The 17,980-nt window shown below is 63.7% G+C and carries 17 protein-coding genes; 5 read left to right on the top strand and 12 right to left on the bottom strand.

Annotated features, from left to right (window positions below; genetic code table 11):
- Positions 1 to 111: 111 nt before the first annotated feature.
- On the top strand, positions 112 to 1,890 hold the full coding sequence (locus tag BLR26_RS05510) for an acyl-CoA dehydrogenase C-terminal domain-containing protein (protein WP_093378888.1): 1,779 nt from the start codon (positions 112 to 114) through the stop codon (positions 1,888 to 1,890).
- A 229-nt stretch (positions 1,891 to 2,119) separates the two neighbouring features.
- Here BLR26_RS05510 and BLR26_RS05515 read toward each other — a convergent pair whose 3' ends face one another.
- Positions 2,120 to 3,043 carry a LysR family transcriptional regulator gene (locus tag BLR26_RS05515; protein ID WP_045199221.1) on the bottom strand — a complete coding sequence of 308 codons (924 nt, stop codon included), beginning with the start codon at positions 3,041 to 3,043 and terminating at the stop codon, positions 2,120 to 2,122.
- A 102-nt stretch (positions 3,044 to 3,145) separates the two neighbouring features.
- Between BLR26_RS05515 and BLR26_RS05520 the strand changes: the two genes are divergently transcribed.
- The 3 genes from BLR26_RS05520 to BLR26_RS05530 all read left to right on the top strand — a co-directional run bounded on the left by BLR26_RS05520 (position 3,146) and on the right by BLR26_RS05530 (position 5,435).
- The gene (locus BLR26_RS05520) at positions 3,146 to 3,844 is read left to right on the top strand and encodes an MOSC domain-containing protein (RefSeq protein WP_093378892.1); all 699 of its coding nucleotides are present in this window, start codon (positions 3,146 to 3,148) and stop codon (positions 3,842 to 3,844) included.
- Positions 3,841 to 5,112, top strand: a complete 1,272-nt coding sequence (locus BLR26_RS05525; protein ID WP_093378897.1) for an aspartate aminotransferase family protein — start codon at positions 3,841 to 3,843, stop codon at positions 5,110 to 5,112. Before BLR26_RS05520 ends, BLR26_RS05525 begins: the two co-directional genes overlap by 4 nt.
- A 164-nt stretch (positions 5,113 to 5,276) precedes the next feature.
- A complete protein-coding gene (locus BLR26_RS05530) occupies positions 5,277 to 5,435 on the top strand; it encodes a YqaE/Pmp3 family membrane protein (RefSeq protein WP_003177654.1) in 159 nt (52 codons plus the stop codon).
- Between the two features lie 36 nt (positions 5,436 to 5,471).
- On the opposite strand, the gene BLR26_RS05535 is transcribed toward BLR26_RS05530, so the two are convergent.
- The 11 genes from BLR26_RS05535 to panB all read right to left on the bottom strand — a co-directional run bounded on the left by BLR26_RS05535 (position 5,472) and on the right by panB (position 17,077).
- Positions 5,472 to 7,310 (bottom strand): S9 family peptidase, encoded by a 1,839-nt coding sequence (locus tag BLR26_RS05535; protein ID WP_093378902.1) that lies wholly within the window; start codon positions 7,308 to 7,310, stop codon positions 5,472 to 5,474.
- Positions 7,276 to 8,436, bottom strand: coding sequence for a pyrroloquinoline quinone biosynthesis protein PqqE (gene pqqE, locus BLR26_RS05540; RefSeq protein WP_093378907.1), 1,161 nt, complete (start codon positions 8,434 to 8,436; stop codon positions 7,276 to 7,278). Before pqqE ends, BLR26_RS05535 begins: the two co-directional genes overlap by 35 nt.
- Positions 8,408 to 8,683, bottom strand: coding sequence for a pyrroloquinoline quinone biosynthesis peptide chaperone PqqD (gene pqqD, locus BLR26_RS05545; RefSeq protein ID WP_045199234.1), 276 nt, complete (start codon positions 8,681 to 8,683; stop codon positions 8,408 to 8,410). The genes pqqE and pqqD overlap by 29 nt, the downstream gene beginning before the upstream one ends.
- Positions 8,680 to 9,435: a pyrroloquinoline-quinone synthase PqqC gene (gene pqqC, locus BLR26_RS05550; RefSeq protein WP_093378912.1), complete on the bottom strand. Its 756-nt coding sequence runs from the start codon at positions 9,433 to 9,435 to the stop codon at positions 8,680 to 8,682. The genes pqqD and pqqC overlap by 4 nt, the downstream gene beginning before the upstream one ends.
- 8 nt (positions 9,436 to 9,443) lie before the next feature.
- Complete coding sequence (gene pqqB, locus BLR26_RS05555; RefSeq protein WP_045199237.1) at positions 9,444 to 10,355, bottom strand: pyrroloquinoline quinone biosynthesis protein PqqB; 912 nt, start codon at positions 10,353 to 10,355, stop codon at positions 9,444 to 9,446.
- A 67-nt stretch (positions 10,356 to 10,422) separates the two neighbouring features.
- Positions 10,423 to 10,494, bottom strand: coding sequence for a pyrroloquinoline quinone precursor peptide PqqA (gene pqqA, locus BLR26_RS05560; RefSeq protein WP_008365141.1), 72 nt, complete (start codon positions 10,492 to 10,494; stop codon positions 10,423 to 10,425).
- A 167-nt stretch (positions 10,495 to 10,661) separates the two neighbouring features.
- A complete protein-coding gene (gene pqqF, locus BLR26_RS05565) occupies positions 10,662 to 12,998 on the bottom strand; it encodes a pyrroloquinoline quinone biosynthesis protein PqqF (protein WP_093378917.1) in 2,337 nt (778 codons plus the stop codon).
- 38 nt (positions 12,999 to 13,036) lie between these two features.
- Positions 13,037 to 13,834, bottom strand: coding sequence for a carbon-nitrogen hydrolase family protein (locus BLR26_RS05570; protein ID WP_093378922.1), 798 nt, complete (start codon positions 13,832 to 13,834; stop codon positions 13,037 to 13,039).
- A 13-nt stretch (positions 13,835 to 13,847) separates the two neighbouring features.
- Complete coding sequence (locus BLR26_RS05575) at positions 13,848 to 15,530, bottom strand: flavin monoamine oxidase family protein (RefSeq protein WP_045199243.1); 1,683 nt, start codon at positions 15,528 to 15,530, stop codon at positions 13,848 to 13,850.
- A 174-nt stretch (positions 15,531 to 15,704) separates the two neighbouring features.
- Positions 15,705 to 16,166 carry an Lrp/AsnC family transcriptional regulator gene (locus BLR26_RS05580; protein ID WP_038998420.1) on the bottom strand — a complete coding sequence of 154 codons (462 nt, stop codon included), beginning with the start codon at positions 16,164 to 16,166 and terminating at the stop codon, positions 15,705 to 15,707.
- A 92-nt stretch (positions 16,167 to 16,258) separates the two neighbouring features.
- Positions 16,259 to 17,077, bottom strand: coding sequence for a 3-methyl-2-oxobutanoate hydroxymethyltransferase (panB, locus tag BLR26_RS05585; protein WP_045199252.1), 819 nt, complete (start codon positions 17,075 to 17,077; stop codon positions 16,259 to 16,261).
- A 93-nt stretch (positions 17,078 to 17,170) separates the two neighbouring features.
- Between panB and BLR26_RS05590 the strand changes: the two genes are divergently transcribed.
- Positions 17,171 to 17,959 carry an AraC family transcriptional regulator gene (locus BLR26_RS05590; RefSeq protein ID WP_176794208.1) on the top strand — a complete coding sequence of 263 codons (789 nt, stop codon included), beginning with the start codon at positions 17,171 to 17,173 and terminating at the stop codon, positions 17,957 to 17,959.
- Positions 17,960 to 17,980 lie beyond the last annotated feature (21 nt).

Raw genomic sequence — 17,980 nt, forward strand, 5'->3', positions numbered from 1 at the left:
CTATACAGTCGCCAGATGACCCTATGTGTCACAAAAGTTGTTCGGTTACACTGCTTGCATAACAGTGATGCGGCCTGCGGGCCGTCCCCGACTCTAGTGTGAGAGGTAGCCATGGCTGACTATAAAGCGCCCCTGCGCGATATGCGCTTCGTCCTCAATGAAGTCTTCGAGGTGTCCAAGCTTTGGGCGCAGTTGCCGGGCCTGGCCGAAGTGGTCGACGAAGAAACCGCGCTGGCAGTGCTCGAAGAAGCCGGCAAGGTCACCAGCAAGACCATCGCGCCGCTGAGCCGCAGCGCCGATGAAGAAGGCTGCCACTGGGACAACGGTGCGGTGAGCACCCCGGCCGGTTTCATCGAGGCCTACCAGACCTACGCCGAAGGCGGCTGGGTGGGCGTCGGTGGCGACCCGGCCTACGGCGGCATGGGCATGCCCAAGGTGATCTCGGCCCAGGTCGAGGAGATGGTCAACTCGTCCAGCCTGGCGTTCGGCCTGTACCCGATGCTGACTGCCGGTGCCTGCCTGTCGATCAACGCCCACGCCAGTGAAGAGCTCAAGGAAAAGTACCTGCCGAACATGTACGCCGGTATCTGGGCCGGCTCCATGTGCCTGACCGAGCCGCACGCCGGCACCGACCTGGGCATCATCCGCACCAAGGCCGAGCCTCAGGCGGACGGCAGCTACAAGGTCAGCGGCACGAAGATCTTCATCACCGGTGGCGAGCACGACCTCACCGAGAACATCATCCACCTGGTGCTGGCCAAGCTGCCGGACGCCCCTGCCGGGCCGAAGGGCATTTCCCTGTTCCTGGTACCGAAGGTCCTGGTCAATGCCGATGGCAGCCTGGGCGCGCGCAACCCGGCCACTTGCGGCTCGATCGAGCACAAGATGGGCATCCAGGCCTCGGCCACCTGTGTGATGAACTTCGATGAAGCGGTCGGTTACCTGGTCGGCGAGCCGAACAAGGGCCTGGCGGCGATGTTCACCATGATGAACTACGAGCGCCTGGGCGTTGGTATCCAGGGCCTGGCCTCGGCCGAGCGCTCCTACCAGAACGCCATCGAATATGCCCGCGACCGCCTGCAGAGCCGCTCGCCAACCGGCCCGCAAGCCAAGGACAAGGTCGCCGACCCGATCATCGTCCACCCTGATGTGCGGCGCATGCTGCTGACCATGAAGGCCCTCAACGAAGGGGGTCGTGCGTTCTCCACCTATGTGGCGATGCAGCTCGATACCGCCAAGTTCAGCGAAGACGCCCAGACCCGCAAGCGCGGTGAAGACCTGGTGGCCTTGCTGACGCCGGTGGCCAAGGCATTTCTCACCGACCTCGGCCTGGAGTCGGCGGTGCATGGCCAGCAAGTGTTCGGTGGCCATGGTTACATTCGTGAGTGGGGCCAGGAGCAACTGGTGCGCGATGTGCGCATCACCCAGATCTACGAAGGCACCAACGGCATCCAGGCCCTCGACCTGATGGGGCGTAAGGTGGTTGGTAGCGGCGGCGCGCTGTACAAGTTGTTCGCCGACGAGATCCGCCACTTCACCGCCAGTGCTGGCAGCGAGCTGGGCGAATTCGTCAAACCGCTGAATGCCGCCCTCGACAACCTCGACGACCTGACCGCCTGGGTACTCGACCGGGCCAAGAGCAACCCGAATGAAATCGGCGCGGCGTCTGTTGAATACCTGCAGGCGTTTGGCTATACCGCTTATGCCTACATGTGGGCGTTGATGGCCCGGACCGCCCTGGCCAAGCAAGGCGAGGACGATTTTTACGCCAGCAAGCTGGGCACCGCACGCTTCTATTTCGCCCGTCTGCTGCCGCGGATTCACTCGCTGAGCGCTTCGGTCAAAGCCGGTAGCGAGTCGCTGTACCTGCTGGATGCGGCGCAGTTTTAAGCGTAATAGTTGTTTGTAAGCATTCTCTTACATGACGTGGTGACTTTTCGCCTCTATCGGAAGATTGGATCCACAGTTAATCTTCTCACATGGACGTAGCGCAGGAAGCGCAAAGTACAGAACACGGACACGAAGGATTCCTGCCAGGATGGCGGGGCGAAAAGGATGTCAGGGAAACAGTCTGCAAAGCCCCGCTTCGGCGGGGTTTTCTTTTGCCTGCGATTTGACCTCAGCCCAGTACATCCAGCGGCGACACGCCGATCTGGCGCGGGTCGGCTTCTTCTTCCAGCAGGTTGCGCAGCAACTCCACCGAGGCTTGCTGGCGCTGCGCATCGCGAAACACCAGGCCGATCTTCAGCGGCACCCGTGGTTCGCTCAATGGCTTCCACAACAAGTCCTGGTCATCTTCGACCACTTCCTTGGCGCGCCCGGGCAGTACCGTTGCCAGCGAGGTGTGCGCGAGGCTGTCGAGAATCCCGCCCATGTTGTTCATTTCCGCCTGCACTTGCGGGCGCCGGCCGAGGTTGGCCAGTTGCGACTGCCAGATCTGCCGCACCTGAAATTCTTCGCCGAGCAGCAGCATCGGCAATTCGGCGGCCTGCTTGAGCGATACCTTCTTGAATTCGCGCAAGGGGTGGGTGTTGGGGATGACCAGTTGCAGCTCGTCTTCGTACAGTAACAGCCCATGCAGGCCGGGCTGGCGCGGCGGCAGGTAGCTGATGCCGATGTCCAGGCTGCCATTGAGCAGGCGCCGCTCGATCTCCAGCCCCGACAGCTCATAGATCTGCACCACCAGGTGCGGCTGCGCCTTGCGCACCCGGTCTAGCAGTTGCGGCACCAGGCTTGGTCGCACGGTTTGCAGCACGCCGATGGCCAAGGTGCGCAACGACTGGCCCTTGAAATTGCGCAGGGCCTCACGGGCCCGCTGCAGGCCATCGAGCAAGGGCAGGGCGTGGTTGTACAGGGTGTGCGCGGCCAGGGTCGGCAGCAGGCGCTTGTTGCCGCGCTCGAACAGGCTGACATCGAGGTTCTGTTCAAGCTGGCGGATCTGCTGTGACAGCGCCGGTTGCGACAGCGACAGGCGCTCGGCGGCCCGGCCGACGTGGCCCTCTTCATACACCGCGACGAAATAACGCAGTTGGCGAAAATCCATAACTGATACTTATCAAAAATGCTCGAAAAACCAAATGGCCGTTAGCCGCCAAGAAGCCTAGTCTATCCCGTATTCACAAGGTTTACAGGGCCAGAAGGCGCGATGAATACCGTGTATGTGGATGGCGTTTACATAGGCAAGGCAAAAAACCTCGGGCATGGCTTGTTGACTGATATCGATAAGCAGGAGGTTGCAAGACGCTTGTGGTTATGGCCGCAAGGGTTGGGTAACGACGAACACGGCGACCCACGCTTTCATACCGGCCCCGAACGGGCCTTGCACCACTACCCGGCCGAGCATTACGCCTGGTGGCGGCAACGTTATCCACAGATCGACTGGCGCGCCCCGGGTTTTGGCGAAAACCTCTCGACCCACGGCCTGGATGAACATCAGGTCTGCCTGGGCGACATGTTCCGCTGGGGCGGGGCGCTGCTGCAGATCAGCCAGCCGCGTTCACCGTGCTATCGCCTGAGCCATCGCTGGGGTTTGCCGAACCTGCCGCAACAGGCCCAGGACAGTGGCCGCTGTGGCTGGTTCTACCGGGTGCTCAGGCCTGGTTTCGTCAGCGCCGACGAGCCTTTTGAACTGATTCAACGCAGTTATCCGGGCCTGACCGTGGCCTGGGCGCTACGCACTTTTTACCGTGAACCTCTGGAGCATGCAGGTTTGAAAAAGCTGGTGGATTGTCCGGCCCTCTCGTCTCGCTGGCGCGATATCGCCATCAAGCGCATGCGCACCGGTCAGGTCGAAGACTGGAGCGCGCGTTTGCTTGGTCTGCCGCTCGAGGGGCTGCGCGCATGAACCTGTTCAACCTGCGCCGCCCGGCTCCGGCCGTGGCCGAGCGCAAGCTCGCTGCGCAACCGGTAGAAGATCTGTCGCGGGAATGCCTGATGCCGGCGGTAGCGCGAGCGCCCCAGGTGTTCGTTCGCGGCCAGGGTTCGTGGTTATGGGACAGTGAAGGCCACGCTTACCTGGACTTCACCCAGGGCTGTGCAGTCAACAGCCTCGGCCACAGCCCCAGTGTGCTGGTCAAAGCCTTGGGCAGCCAGGCCCAGGCGCTGATCAATCCGGGTGCCGGTTTTCATAACCGCGGCCTGTTGAATCTGGTCAACCAACTGTGCGAAAGCACCGGCAGCGATCAGGCCTATCTTCTCAACAGCGGCGCCGAAGCCTGTGAAGGGGCGATCAAGCTGGCGCGCAAATGGGGCCAGCTGCATCGCAACGGCGCCTTCCACATCATCACCGCCAGCCAGAGCTGCCATGGCCGCAGCCTGGGCGCGCTGTCGGCTTCCGACCCGTCGCCGTGCAATCGCTGCGAGCCGGGGTTGCCGGGCTTCAGCAAGGTGCCGTTCAACGACCTTGAAGCGCTGCACGCGGCGGTCGACTCGCGCACCGTGGCGATCATGCTCGAACCGATCCAGGGCGAAGCCGGGGTGATTCCGGCGACCCAGGCGTACCTGCAGGGCGTCGAGCGGCTGTGCCGCGAACTCGGCATCCTGCTGATTCTCGATGAAGTGCAGACCGGCGTCGGCCGCTGCGGGGCGATGCTCGCCGAACAGCTGTACGGCGTACGTGCCGATATCCTCACCCTCGGCAAGGGCCTGGGTGGCGGCGTGCCCTTGGCGGCCCTGCTGGCCCGTGGCAGTGCCTGCTGCGCCGCACCCGGCGAGCTGGAGGGCAGCCACCATGGCAATGCACTGATGACTGCGGCAGGTCTGGCGGTACTGCAGACCGTGCTGGAGGCGGGCTTCTTCGAGCATGTGCAGGATTCCGGGCGGCACCTGCGCGATGGCCTGAGCCGGTTGGCCGGCCGCTATGGCCAGGTCGAGGTGCGTGGCCAGGGGCTGCTCTGGGCGCTGCAACTGAGTGAAGACAATGCGGGCGAGCTGGTCCAGGCTGCCTTGCACGAAGGCCTGCTGCTCAATGCCCCGCAAGCCGACGTGTTGCGCTTTTCGCCGGCACTGACGGTGAGCAAGGGCAACATCGACGAAATGCTGTTGCGCCTGGCCCGGGCCTTTGCCCGCGTGCATGCCGCGCAGCAGAACCAGCGACGCGAGGCCACGGCCTGATCAATACATCGCGTTAACGAATTTTCCGAACCGTCTCGCGTTCCTGCGCATCGCCCCGGGCCTGTTGTTTTTGGCTTGGGGCGTTTTTTTGTCTGCTGCCAACGAGTGGAACCCTGGTGCCGCGCTAGAGTCAGTTCTAGTACATCTTTGAAGGGAGCTGCCCAATGGATTTTATTCGCATCATCATCGCCATTCTCCTGCCGCCGCTGGGCGTGTTCCTGCAGGTCGGCTTCGGCGGCGCCTTCTGGCTGAACATCCTGCTGACGTTGCTGGGGTACATTCCGGGCATCGTGCATGCGGTGTATATCATCGCCAAGCGGTGAGGCCAATCGCGGGTCAAGTCGGGTCGCGATAGCGATCTAACTGCCCTCCAGCACCCGCCGATAGAACTTCCATTCCTCTTCCAGCGCATGCGCCAGGTTGCTCGCGGTACGAAAACCGTGACGCTCCGATGGGTAGAAATGCCCTTCGGCGCGAATGCCGTTGGCTTTCAATGCATCCAGCATCGAACGGGTCTGTTCCGGCACCACCACGGCATCCAGCTCACCCTGGAAGAAGATCACCGGCACCTTGATGTTGGCGGCGTGCAGCAACGGCGTGCGCTGCTGGTAACGTTCGGCGTCGGCTACCGGGTCGCCGATCAGCCAGTCCAGGTAATCGCCTTCGAATTTGTGCGTGGCGCGGGCCAGCGCCTGCGGGTCGCTGACGCCGTAGAGGCTGGCACCGGCGCGGAATACATCATGGAACGCCAGGGCGCAGAGGGTGGTGTAGCCGCCAGCGCTGCCGCCACGGATGAACGCGCGCTGCGGGTCGATCAGCTTGCGTTCGGCCAGGTGCCTGACCACGGCGCAGGCATCTTCGACGTCAATCTCGCCCCAGCGCAGGTGCAGGGCCTGGCGATAGTCGCGGCCATAGCTGCTGCTGCCTCGGTAATTGAGGTCGGCCACGGCAAAACCGCGCTGGGCCCAGTACTGGATGCGCGGGTCGAGCACCGGGTAGCAGGCCGAGGTCGGCCCGCCATGGATGAACACCAGCAGTGGCGGCTGCGCCTCACCGTTCATGGCCGGGTAGAAGAAACCATGAGCGAAACCATCGCCACTGGGGTAGCGCAGGGCCTGCGGGCGGCTGATGCGTTCGGCCGGCAGCGGCAAGGCACCGCCTGCCAACACCTGCACCTGATGATTCTGGCGGTTGATGGCGATAACCGCAGGTGGGCTGATGGCCGACGCGGCAATGGCATAGATGTGCTGCTCGTCGAGGTCTAGGCAGCGGAAGCGGTTGTAGTTCGCGCTGTAGTCTTCTACCGAACCGTCGGCATGACAGATGCCTAAACGACTGAAGCCGTTTTCGAACCAGCTGGCCAGGTAGTGTTGCTGACCCAGCGCCAGCCAGGTGCTGGCGCCCAGTTGCCAGGGCGCGCCGGCATGGTCGGCAGCGGCGGCCGGCAATGCGCTCCAGCCTGCGGCGGTTTCGCCCCAGGGTTGCCAATAACCGTTGCGGTCGGACAGGCAATACAAGCGGCCGCCGGCATCAAAATGTGGTTGCTGCAGGGACTGTTGCGGGCCTTGTTCACCGGCGATACAGCGCGGTGTGCTCCAGCGGCCATTGGCCTGGCGCTGGCAACACAGCAACCGGGTTGCGGTCCATGGTTGCTCGGGGCGGCTCCATTCTATCCAGGCCAGGCGCGAGCCATCGGCGCTGAGGGTGGGCGCGGCGTAGAAGTCGGCGCCTTCGGCCAGTACTTCACGGCTGCCCTTGGCGATGGTCACCAGGCGATGCTCGACCGCCCCCGGGCCATGGCTTTCTTCCACTGCCAGCACCTGGCCATTGGCCCAGCGCAGGTCGCCGTAACGCTTCAGACCCTCGGTCAGTGGTTGTGGCAACCCGCCGTCAAGGTCCTGGCAATAGAGCTGCTGGTCGGCCTCGTTGACGAACACCAGGCCATCGTCGCTCAGGCAGAAGCTGCCGCCACCGTATTCATACACCCGGCTGCGCACGCTGAAGCCATTGGGCGTCAGGCAGCGGGCCTGGCCATCGCGCCAGAGCCAGATCCGGCAGGCGCCGTCGCTGGGGCGAAACTCGTTCCAGAACAGGCCCTGGGCGGCAACCCGCAGCTCGGCAAAGTCGGTACCGGCGGCGACCGCCTGTTCGGCGCTGAAGCGCTCAGCCGCGGACAATGACACGGGAGTTTCGCTCATTACGGAAGGTCAGCTCGTCGATGGTCTGATGGGCATGCTCGGCGTCTTCACGCGCCTTGAGGATGATGCCGTGCTCGGCCGACTTGGCGCAAACCGGGTCGGCATTGCTGGCGTCGCCGGTGAGCATGAAGGCCTGGCAGCGGCAGCCGCCGAAGTCTTTCTCCTTTTCGTCGCAGGAACGGCACGGCTCGGGCATCCAGTCATAACCGCGAAAGCGATTGAACCCGAACGAGTCGTACCAGATGTGCTGCATGCTTTGCTCGCGCACATTGGGAAACTGCACCGGTAACTGCCGGGCGCCATGGCAGGGCAGGGCGGTGCCGTCCGGGGTGACGGTGAGGAACACGCTGCCCCAGCCGTTCATGCAGGCCTTGGGGCGCTCTTCGTAATAGTCCGGGGTGACGAAGATCAGCTTGCACGGGTTGCCGGCGGCTTGCAGTTTGGCCCGGTACTCGTTGGTGATGCGCTCGGCGCGTTCGAGCTGGGCGCGGGTCGGCAGCAGGCCGACGCGGTTCAGGTGCGCCCAGCCATAGAACTGACAAGTGGCCAGTTCAACGAAGTCGGCTTCCAGGGCCACGCACAGCTCGATGATGCGGTCGATCTTGTCGATATTGTGCCGATGGGTGACGAAGTTCAGCACCATCGGGTAGCCATGGGCTTTTACCGCGCGGGCCATTTCCAGCTTTTGCGCGAAGGCCTTCTTCGAGCCGGCCAGCAGGTTGTTCACTTGCTCGTCGCTGGCCTGGAAGCTGATCTGGATATGGTCCAGCCCGGCCTCTTTGAAGGTGGCGATCTTCTGTTCGGTGAGGCCGATGCCGGAGGTGATCAGGTTGGTGTAGTAACCCAGGCGCCGGCCCTCGCCGATCAGTTCGGCCAGGTCCTGGCGCACCAGCGGCTCACCGCCGGAAAAGCCCAGTTGCGCGGCGCCCATCTCCCGCGCTTCGGCCATCACCTTGAACCACTGCGCGGTGCTCAGCTCCTGGCCCTGGGCGGCGAAGTCCAGGGGGTTGGAGCAGTACGGGCACTGCAGCGGGCAACGGTAGGTCAGCTCGGCGAGCAGCCACAGCGGCAGGCCGACGTCAGGTTTTGCCGGCAATTCAGGCAAGGCTGATCCAGTGTTCGGCACGGGCCACCTCCATGAACTGCTCGATGTCGTCACCAAGTTCAGGTACGCCAGGGAACTGCTTGTCCAGCTCGGCGATGATCGCAGCGACATCGCGCTGGCCGTCGATCAGCCCGCCGATCAGCGCAGCGCTGTCGTTGAGCTTGATCATCCCTTCCGGGTACAACAGCACATGGCCCTTTTGCGCCGGCTCGTACTGGAAGCGATAGCCCGGGCGCCAGGCCGGAACTTGCGCGCGATTAAAACTCATAGGGCGATTCCTTTGTGCCAGACCCTATCGCTGGTGACACTGTGATAGGGCGGGCGGTTGAGTTCGTAAGCCATGCTCATGGCATCGAGCATGCTCCAGAGGATGTCCAGCTTGAACTGCAGGATCTCCAGCATGCGCTGCTGGCCTTCAACTGTAGTGTAGTGCTGCAGGGTAATCGCCAGCCCATGCTCGACGTCACGCCGGGCCTGGCCCAGGCGGGTGCGGAAGTACTCATAGCCGGCCGGGTCGATCCATGGGTAGTGCTGCGGCCAGCTGTCGAGCCGCGACTGATGGATCTGCGGGGCGAACAGCTCGGTCAGCGAGCTGCTGGCGGCCTCTTGCCAACTGGCGCGGCGGGCGAAGTTGACGTAGGCATCCACGGCAAAACGCACGCCGGGCAGCACCAGTTCCTGGGAACGCAGCTGCTGCGGATCGAGGCCGACCGCCTGGCCCAGGCGCAGCCAGGCTTCGATGCCGCCGTCTTCGCCAGGGGCGCCGTCATGGTCGAGCAGGCGCTGAATCCACTCGCGGCGGATTTCGCGGTCCGGGCAGTTGGCCAGGATCGCGGCGTCTTTCATCGGGATGTTGACCTGGTAATAGAAACGGTTGGCCACCCAGCCCTGGATCTGCTCGCGGCTCGCGCGGCCTTCATACATCGCCACATGGTAGGGGTGATGAATGTGGTAATAGGCGCCCTTGGCGCGCAGGGCCTGTTCGAATTCGGCGGGGGACAGCGGTTTGGCGTCGCTCATGTCGGCTCCTAGAGGGTGATGCTCATGCCGTCGAAGGCCACTTCGACGCCGCGGCGTACGCATTCGGCGCGTTCGGCCGAATCCTCATCGAGAATCGGGTTGGTGTTGTTGATGTGGATAAGCACCTTGCGCTGACGCGGGAAGCCTTCCAGTACCTCGAGCATGCCGCCCGGGCCGTTCTGCGCCAGGTGGCCCATCTCGCGGCCGGTGCGGGTGCCGACACCGCGGCGCTGCATTTCATCATCCTCCCAGAGGGTGCCGTCGACCAGCAGGCAGTCGGCGTCGCTCATCATCTGCAACAATTTGCCGTCGACCTGGCCCAGGCCCGGGGCGTAGAACAGCTTGCCGCCGGTGCGCAGGTCTTCGACCATCAGCCCGAGGTTGTCACCCGGGTGTGGGTCGAAGCGGTGCGGAGAGTAGGGCGGTGCGGCGCTACGCAGCGGGAAGGGGGTGAAGCGCAGGTTCGGGCAGGCATCGATGACGAAGCTGCCTTCGAGCTCGATGCGCTGCCACTGCAGGCCACCGTTCCAGTGGCTGAGCATGGTGAACAGCGGGAAACCAGTGCTCAGGTCCTGATGGACCATGTCGGTGCACCAGACCTGGTGCGGGCAGCCTTCGCGCAGGCTGAGCAGGCCGGTGGTGTGGTCGATCTGGCTGTCGAGCAGGACGATGGCATTGATGCCGGTGTCGCGCAGGGCGCGGGCCGGCTGCATCGGGGCAAAGCTTTGCAGCTGTGCGCGGATGTCCGGCGAGGCGTTGCACAGCACCCAGTGGATGCCGTCGTCAGACAGGGCAATCGATGACTGGGTGCGCGCCGTGGCGCGCAGGCTGCCGTCGCGAAAGCCTTTGCAGTTGGCGCAGTTGCAGTTCCACTGGGGAAAACCGCCACCGGCGGCGGAACCTAGAATCTGGATGTACATGGCCACTCCTGCCGCGTCCTGAAATAAAAACGCCCCGGCGGGCCGAGGCGTTGTACCGCAAGCAGGTTCAGCGGCTTGCGAAATACATGGTCACTTCAAAGCCGATACGCAGGTCAGTGTAAGCAGGTTTGGTCCACATGGGATTACTCCTTCCGGATAGGTCTGGGGGTTGTCAGCTACTTATTTAGTCCACCCTCCAGGTGAGGGGTTCCATAGCCAAGATTGCGCTATCTTACTAAAAAAATACGAACCGAATGGTTAAATCTGAGATAAACGCCATTACCGGGACGGTAAGAATCGCCTGCATCAGTGCCAGTTTTCGCTGGGCACCGGGCCGTTGACCAGGCACAGCCAGCCGTGTTCGGCCTGGCTTACCTGGCGGGTCAGGTGCTGCAGTTGCGGCGTTTCGACCGCCAGGATCGCCGCTTGCAGATCGCTCAACTGCGGCTGGCGATGGCCGGCCAGATGCGCCTGCCAGGCCCATTCGGCCACCTCGTTGTTGGTCATCGCCGCTTCGTCGAGCTGGGCGGCGAGGGCCTGTTTATCTGCAGGGTTGCAGCTCAGTGTGGCGGGCAGGTTATCGAGCAATGCCTGGATGTGCCCGATGATCTCGGTATGGCTGGCCGATGGCGACTGCACGCCAAGCAACAGGCCGTTGCAGCCCTCGATCTGTCGGAAGGCGCTGAATACCGCGTAGCCCAGGTTCAGTTCGACCCGCAGGCGCTGATAGAAAGGCCCTTGTAGCTGCTGGGCAAACAGCCGGCCTGCGGCTTGGTCCTCGATCGGGCAGAACAGCAGCAAGGCCTGTTCACTGGCCGCTGGCGGTAGCGTTTGCCAGCGCCGCACAGGTTCGATTGTGGTCGGCAGATGCCTGCCAGCGCACCCTGGCATTGCGCTTAGGGCCTGGTTCAGCGCCGATTGCTGGCTGGCACTGAAGCCGGTCGAAAGTCCAGTCCAGGTTGAATGCTCCCACAACGCATCCAGATCGCTCTGGCTGATTATGCAGGCCGGCAAGGGCTCGTCGACGCGGCGGCCTAGTAGTTGCTCCGGCAACTGCCTGAGCAGCGCGCGGATCGGCATGGTATCAGGCCGCTCGGCAGCGCCAGTTGTCCAGCTCTGGCTGGGCGGCTGCCGCAGGATGGCCAATGCCTGTTCAATCACTGCGCCCACCACGGTGCCATTGCCGGCGCAGCGCAACTGCCAGTATTTGTCGCAGGCGCTCAATTGCACTTGCACCCCAGCCTGCGCAGCCTGTTCACTCAGGGCTTGCAGCGCCCGATCAAGTACCTGCCACAGGCGCCCACGCAAGGCTGAGGTGAGCTGCCAGCGCAGGTAGACCACACCATGCTCGCGCGACGGCGGTAGCAGGGGAGAGACAGTCAGGCCTTCGGGAACGGCGCTGACCGAGAGGGTCTGCGCCTTCACGCTCAGCAACGGATTTGCAGCGGGCAACTGCCAGGCGTGGGTAGGCGGTTTTACCTGGCCGGCGAGCATTGTTTCGAGCAACTGTTCAAGCGCAGCCAAGCCTTGCGCGTCCAGCGCGTCGAAGCGTTGCCCGGTGCTGTCCTGGCGTGCCAGCTCCAGCGCGCTGGCGGCAAGTTCGCGACAACGCTGCAAGCGGGCGTATTCCTGATTGATGCTGCTCAGGTCCTCCGTGCGGAAAAACGCCAGCCAATCAGTCAACAGCGCCTGGACCTGCGCGGCATCAGCCGCGTCGTTGAGCTTGAAGCCCGCATGCAGCAGCGTCTGGCCGGCAAAGCTGTACAGCGAGGAAAACGCGAAGTGCGCCAGCCAGCCCCGCTCGCGCAAGGTCGCCGGCAAGCCGCCGGGCCGGGTGTCGCTCAGCCAGGTAGCGAGAAAATCGACTGCCTGCTCAAAACCTGTGGGGAGTTGCTCGCACGGGTACAGCACATCCAGTTGCCGTTCGTTGTGCATCAACAGCGCAGCCCGGCTATAGAAGCTCGGTGGTAGCGATTGCTGCACTTTTGCCCCGCGACTGAACACCTGGCCGAAGCGATTCGCCAACGCCCGCAGTTCGTCGAGGCTTTGTGGCCCGCTCAGGCTCAAGGTGATTTGCCCGGCCTGGTAGAAGCACTGGTGAAAGCCGCGCAACGCCGCCTGGAACGCCGGATTTTGAACCTGCAGGCTGTAGCGGTTGCCAGCCTGGAACGCGCTCAGCGGATGTTCGCTGCCCGCAGCCTGAAGCAAGGCAAACTGGTGCTGCGCTTGTGGATTGCGCGACCAGGCAATGAACTCGGCATGGATCACTTCCCGTTCGCGCACTTGCCGCTCAAGGTCGAACTGCGGCTGTGCGAGCATCTGGCACAGTCGCTCAAGCCCCCCGGCAAAAGCCGCGGGCGGTACTTCGAAAAAGAACTCGGTGCTGCGTTCACGGGTGCTGGCGTTGACCTGCCCGCCGTGGTGCTGCACATAGCGCATCAGGCCGTCGTCCAGGGCGAAGCGTTGATTGCCGAGGAAGAACAGATGCTCGAGAAAGTGTGCCAGCCCCGGCCACGCCGGTGGCGCGTCATGGCTGCCGGCCGCTACCCGCACAGCCGCCGCGCAGCGTTTTAGCTGCGGTGCATGGCGCAGGGTGACCTGCAGGCCATTGGCGAGGGTCAGGTTGTGCAGGGCGCTGGGCATGACGACTCCGGGTACAGGCGAACCGTCATGCTAGCGGATTATTGCCGCGGCGTGCTGTAGAGCTCGGGGCGCAGGTCGTGCAGGTAAGGGTTGTTGGCCCGCCCTTGCTGCACTCGCTGCAGGTCGAGGTCGGCGCTCAGCAGCGCGCTGTCACGACCGGCCATGGCCAGGATGCTGCCATCCGGGCCGACGATGCTGCTCTGCCCGCAGTAGTGGATTTCGCCTTCGCTGCCGCAGTAGTTGGCGTACGCCAGGTAGCACTGGTTCTCGTAGGCGCGGGCGCGCACGGTGACCTGGGCAATGAAGTCGAAGGGCACCATGTTCGCCGTCGGCACCAGGATCAGTTCGGCACCGGCCAGGGCCAGGCGCCGGGCGTTTTCCGGGAACTCGATGTCGTAGCAGATCAAAAAGCCCAGGCGCCAGCCGTTGAGCTCGACCACCGGAAAGTGATCGGGCCCCGGGCTGAACATCGCCCGGTCGAGGCCACCGAACAGGTGGGTCTTGCGGTAGTTGCACAGGCTGCTGCCGTGGGCGTCGATCAACTGCACGCTGTTGAAGATCTGCCCGTCCTCGGCCAGCTCCGGGTAGCCGTAGGCAATGGCGATGCGGTTGCTCTGGGCGATCTCCACCACGGCCATGGCCGAGGGGCCGTCTTCGGCTTCGGCCAGGCGCGCGACGGCTTCGCTGCCGATGTTGTAGCCGCTCAGGAACATCTCCGGGCATACCAGCAGTTCGGCGCCGCGGGCAGCGGCCAGTTGCGCCTGCTGGTGCAGGCGCTCGAGGTTGCCGGACAGGTCCAGCGGTTGCGGTTCGCCTTGGAACAGGGCGATGCGCATGGCGATTCTCCCGTCAGTCGGCCAGGGCGATCGGGCCGATTTCATTGAACACGTCGCCCGGGCCTGGGTTGTCCGGGTGGGTCTGGCCACCGAAGTGATTGATGATACCCCACACCGCATTGAGCGACGTTTGCACCGCGCCTTCGACCCAGGCCGGGGTCCACGACACATCGTCACCGGCAATGAAGATGCCGCGCTGCTCGGCCGGCATGTCCTGCTGCATGAAGTGCGCGTACATGCGCTGGTTGTAGCGGTAATGGCCGGGCAGGGCGCCCTTGAAGGCGCCGAGGAAGTGCGGGTCGGCTTCCCACGACACGGTGATCGGGTCGCCGATGATGTGCCCGGCGATATCGACTTTCGGGTAGATCTTCTTCAGCGCATCGAGGGCCAGCTTGACGCGCTTTTCCACTGGGTGCGGGAGCATTTTCAGCGCATCGCTCATCCACGAGTACGACAGGCAGATCACCCCCGGCTTGTCGTCGCCGTTGTCGAACAGGTAGGTACCGCGGGTCAGGCGGTCGGTCAGGGTCATGCTCATCAGGTCGCGGCCGGTATCTGGATCCTTGTCCTTCCAGAACGGCCGGTCGACCATGACGAAGGTCTTCGACGACTGCATGTAGCGGGTACGGTCCAGGGCCATCCACATCTTCTGCGAGAACAGCGATTCTTCGCACTCGATCTGGGTGGTCAGCAGCCAGCTCTGGCAGGTGGTCAGCACCGCGGCGTAGTGGCGGGTGTCGCCCCAGGTGTCGGTTACCGCCAGGCGCCCGTCGCTGTCGCGGGCAATGCTTTTCACCCCGGCACGTGGCGCGCCGCGGTGTAGCGAGCTGAGGCTGGTGCCGGCCGGCCAGTGCGCGCAACGCTCCGGCACATGGCGCCAGATGCCCAGCGGCACTTGCTCGACGCCGCCAACTACCAGGTGCTGGTGATCGTCGCAGTTGGTCATCACCACGCGGAAGATTTCCAGCATCGAATTGGGGAAGTCCGAGTCCCAGCCACCGGTGCCGAAACCGACCTGGCCGAACACCTCGCGGTGCAGGAAGCTGAGCTTGGCGAAGGCTTTTGAGGTGGCGACGAAGTCGTAGAAGGTGCGGTCGTCCCACAGCGGTACCAGGGTGTTCCACAGCTCCTTGAGGCGCGGCACATCGCGGTCGCGGATGGCTTGCTGGATGTCGCCGAAGCGGGCGCCGTCTTCCAGGGCATCGGCCCAGGCGTCGGCAACCTCCTGGAACAACTTGGGCAAATCGGAGAGTTTTTCCGCGTAGTGGGTCTGGCCTTCGAGGTCGATCACTGTGCTGCCCGAGGCCGGGGTCAGCGGGTTGGGGAAGGGCTTGGTTTCAAGGCCGAGCTTGTCGACATAGTGGTAGAACGCCGTCGACGACACCGGAAAGCGCATGCCACCCAGCTCGGCGATGATCCCGTCACTGCCTTCGAAGGCTTGCGAGCGCAGGCGCCCACCCATTTTCGAAGCTTCGTAGACCACAGGCTTGAGGCCCAGCTTCATCAACTCGTAGGCCGCCACCAGCCCGGCGATACCGGCACCGACAATCGCCACTTCCTCTCCATGGCGCGCCGCCGGGATGCTACCCAAGCCGGCCGGGTGCTCGATCCAGTCGTCAAAGGCAAAAGGAAAATCCGGGCCGAAAATGGTGATGGGTTTCTTGCCGTCGGCGGGGTGACGATTGTTCTTGTTCATAAGTGACCTTGCCAGGCGCTGCGCGGGGTGCGGAGCTTGAGTATAGAAAAAACACTGGCGGTCATTTTAGGGGGCGGGGGTTACGTAATTAAGATGCAGAGTGTCGTCGTTTGGTCGGCTTGTTGGTCGATATGACGTATCTGTCATTCATATTGACTTCTGTGGGCGCCGGCTTCAAACCGGCTGCCCGCGATCCACCTTGCTGCTGAGGATGATCGAGGTGGTGGTTTTTTCCACGCCTTCAACGCTGCCGATCTGGTCGAGCAACTGGTCCAGTTGCTCGGGCGAGTCGCTGCGCAGCCAGGCGACGTAGTCGAATTCGCCGCTGACCGCGCACAACTGCTGCACCTGGCCCATGGCGCTCAGGCGCCGCACCACGTCCTTGCCCGAACGCGGTTGTACCTTGATCCCGACATAGGCCTGCAGGCCACCATCGATCAGGCGCTGACCCAGGCGCACGCCGTAGCCGCTGATGACCTTGGTCTTTTCCAGGCGGGCCAGGCGCGAGGTTACCGTGGTGCGCGCGATACCCAGTTGCCGGGCGAGCGTAGCGACGCTTTCACGGGCGTTGATTTGCAGCAGCGAGATCAGCTGGCGATCGATTTCGTCGAGGGCGACGGGGCGGCTGTCGGACATGGGCACTCTCTGGCAAGAGCCGCTTTGCGCGGCTCATGGAATAAGCGCGATAGCCTATCCATTGCCCTCACCCTGGGGCAAGGCGTCTGTGCTCAGCGCGCCTTGAAGCAGTGCTCGGCCTGGGGGAAGCTGCCGTCGCGTACTTCCCGGGCATAGGCGGCCAATGCCTGGGCAATCTGCGGCTGAAGGTCGGCAAAGCGTTTGACGAAGCGCGGTTGGTATTCACCGAACAAACCCAGCAGGTCCTCGGTGACCAGCACCTGGCCATCGCAGGCAGGCGAAGCGCCGATGCCGATGGTGGGGATTGTCAGCTCTTCGCTCACGCGGCGTGCCAGGGGTTCGGCGATGCCTTCGAGCACTACCGAAAAGGCACCGGCGGCCTGCATGGCCAGGGCGTCCTGGCGCACTTTGGCGGCGCCCTGGTCGTCGCGGCCCTGGGCCTTGAAACCTCCCAGGCAGTTGACCTGTTGCGGCATCAGGCCGACATGGGCCATGACCGGAATCCCACGGCGGGTGAGGAATTCCACGGTCTCGGCCAGCTCTTCACCGCCCTCAAGCTTGACGCCCTGGGCACCTGTCTCGCGCAGCAGCCGGGCGGCGCTGAGGAAGGCCTGTTCGGGTGAGGCCTGATAGCTGCCAAAGGGCAGGTCGATGACCACGCAAGCGCGCTGGGAGCCGCGCATCACTGCCTGGCCATGGGCAATCATCATCTCCAGGCTGACTCCCAAAGTGCTGGGCAGGCCATACAGCACCATGCCCACCGAGTCGCCGACGATAATCACGTCGGCTTCGGCATCTACCCAACGCGCCATCGGCATGCTGTAGGCGGTCAGCACCACCAGGTTGCCAGCGCCCTTGCGTTGCTGGATGGCGGGCACGCTCAAACGGTTTTCACGCACATGGCTGCTCATCGGTCTCTCCTTGGGTTGTTCAACGAAGCCGGGCGCAGGCTACCATTGGCCTTCGTCGGCTCACTTGAGCAAAGGAGACAGGCATTGCCGCCAATGAGACAAAGCAGTGAAGTACCGCCGTTGCCGGACTTCCAGCAACTGCCGGGGCCGGTTTATCGGCGCATGTTTGCCATTCCGGCCGGCCATCGCGTGCAATTGCACAGACACCCCTGGGTGCAGTTCACCTACGCCAGCGCCGGGATCATGCAAGTGGTCACCGAGCAGCACAGCTACCTGCTGCCGCCGCAATGTGCGTTGTGGATACCGGCGGGGGTCGAGCACACCGCCTACAGCGACCAGACCATCGAGTTTCGCGGGCTGTACCTGGATGACTCGCTGCTCAATGGCTACCAGCGTCCTTGCGGTGTGGTGCAAGTCACGCCGCTGGTACGCGAGCTGATCGCCAAGGCCAACAGCTTTGCACCGCAATACCCTGCCCAAGGCGCCCAGGCGCGGCTGTTGCAGGTGCTGGTCGATGAGTTGCGCGAACTGCCCGAAGCGCCGTTCGGCCTGCCGCTGCCCAGTGATCCGCGCCTGCGCCGAATCAGCGAAGCCTTGCAGGCCAACCCGGCCGACAACCGCAGCATTGAAGACTGGGCGCAGCAGGTGGGGGCTTCGCGGCGCACCCTGGTGCGGTTGTTCCAGGCCCAGACGCAGTTGTCGTTCAGGGAATGGCGCCAACGCTTGCGCCTGTTGGCGGCCTTGCCGTTGCTGGCGCAAGGCATGAGCGTCACGGCGCTGGCCAATGAGCTGGGCTACGACTCGGTGTCGGCGTTCATCGCCTTGTTCCAGCGCCACTACGGCAAGACCCCGGGCTTGTGGGCGGCAGAATTGCGCAGCTGACAGCGGGCACAAAAAAACCGC

Origin of the sequence: Pseudomonas sp. UC 17F4, from assembly GCF_900101695.1 — a bacterium.
In the GTDB taxonomy this organism is placed as follows: Bacteria; Pseudomonadota; Gammaproteobacteria; order Pseudomonadales; family Pseudomonadaceae; genus Aquipseudomonas.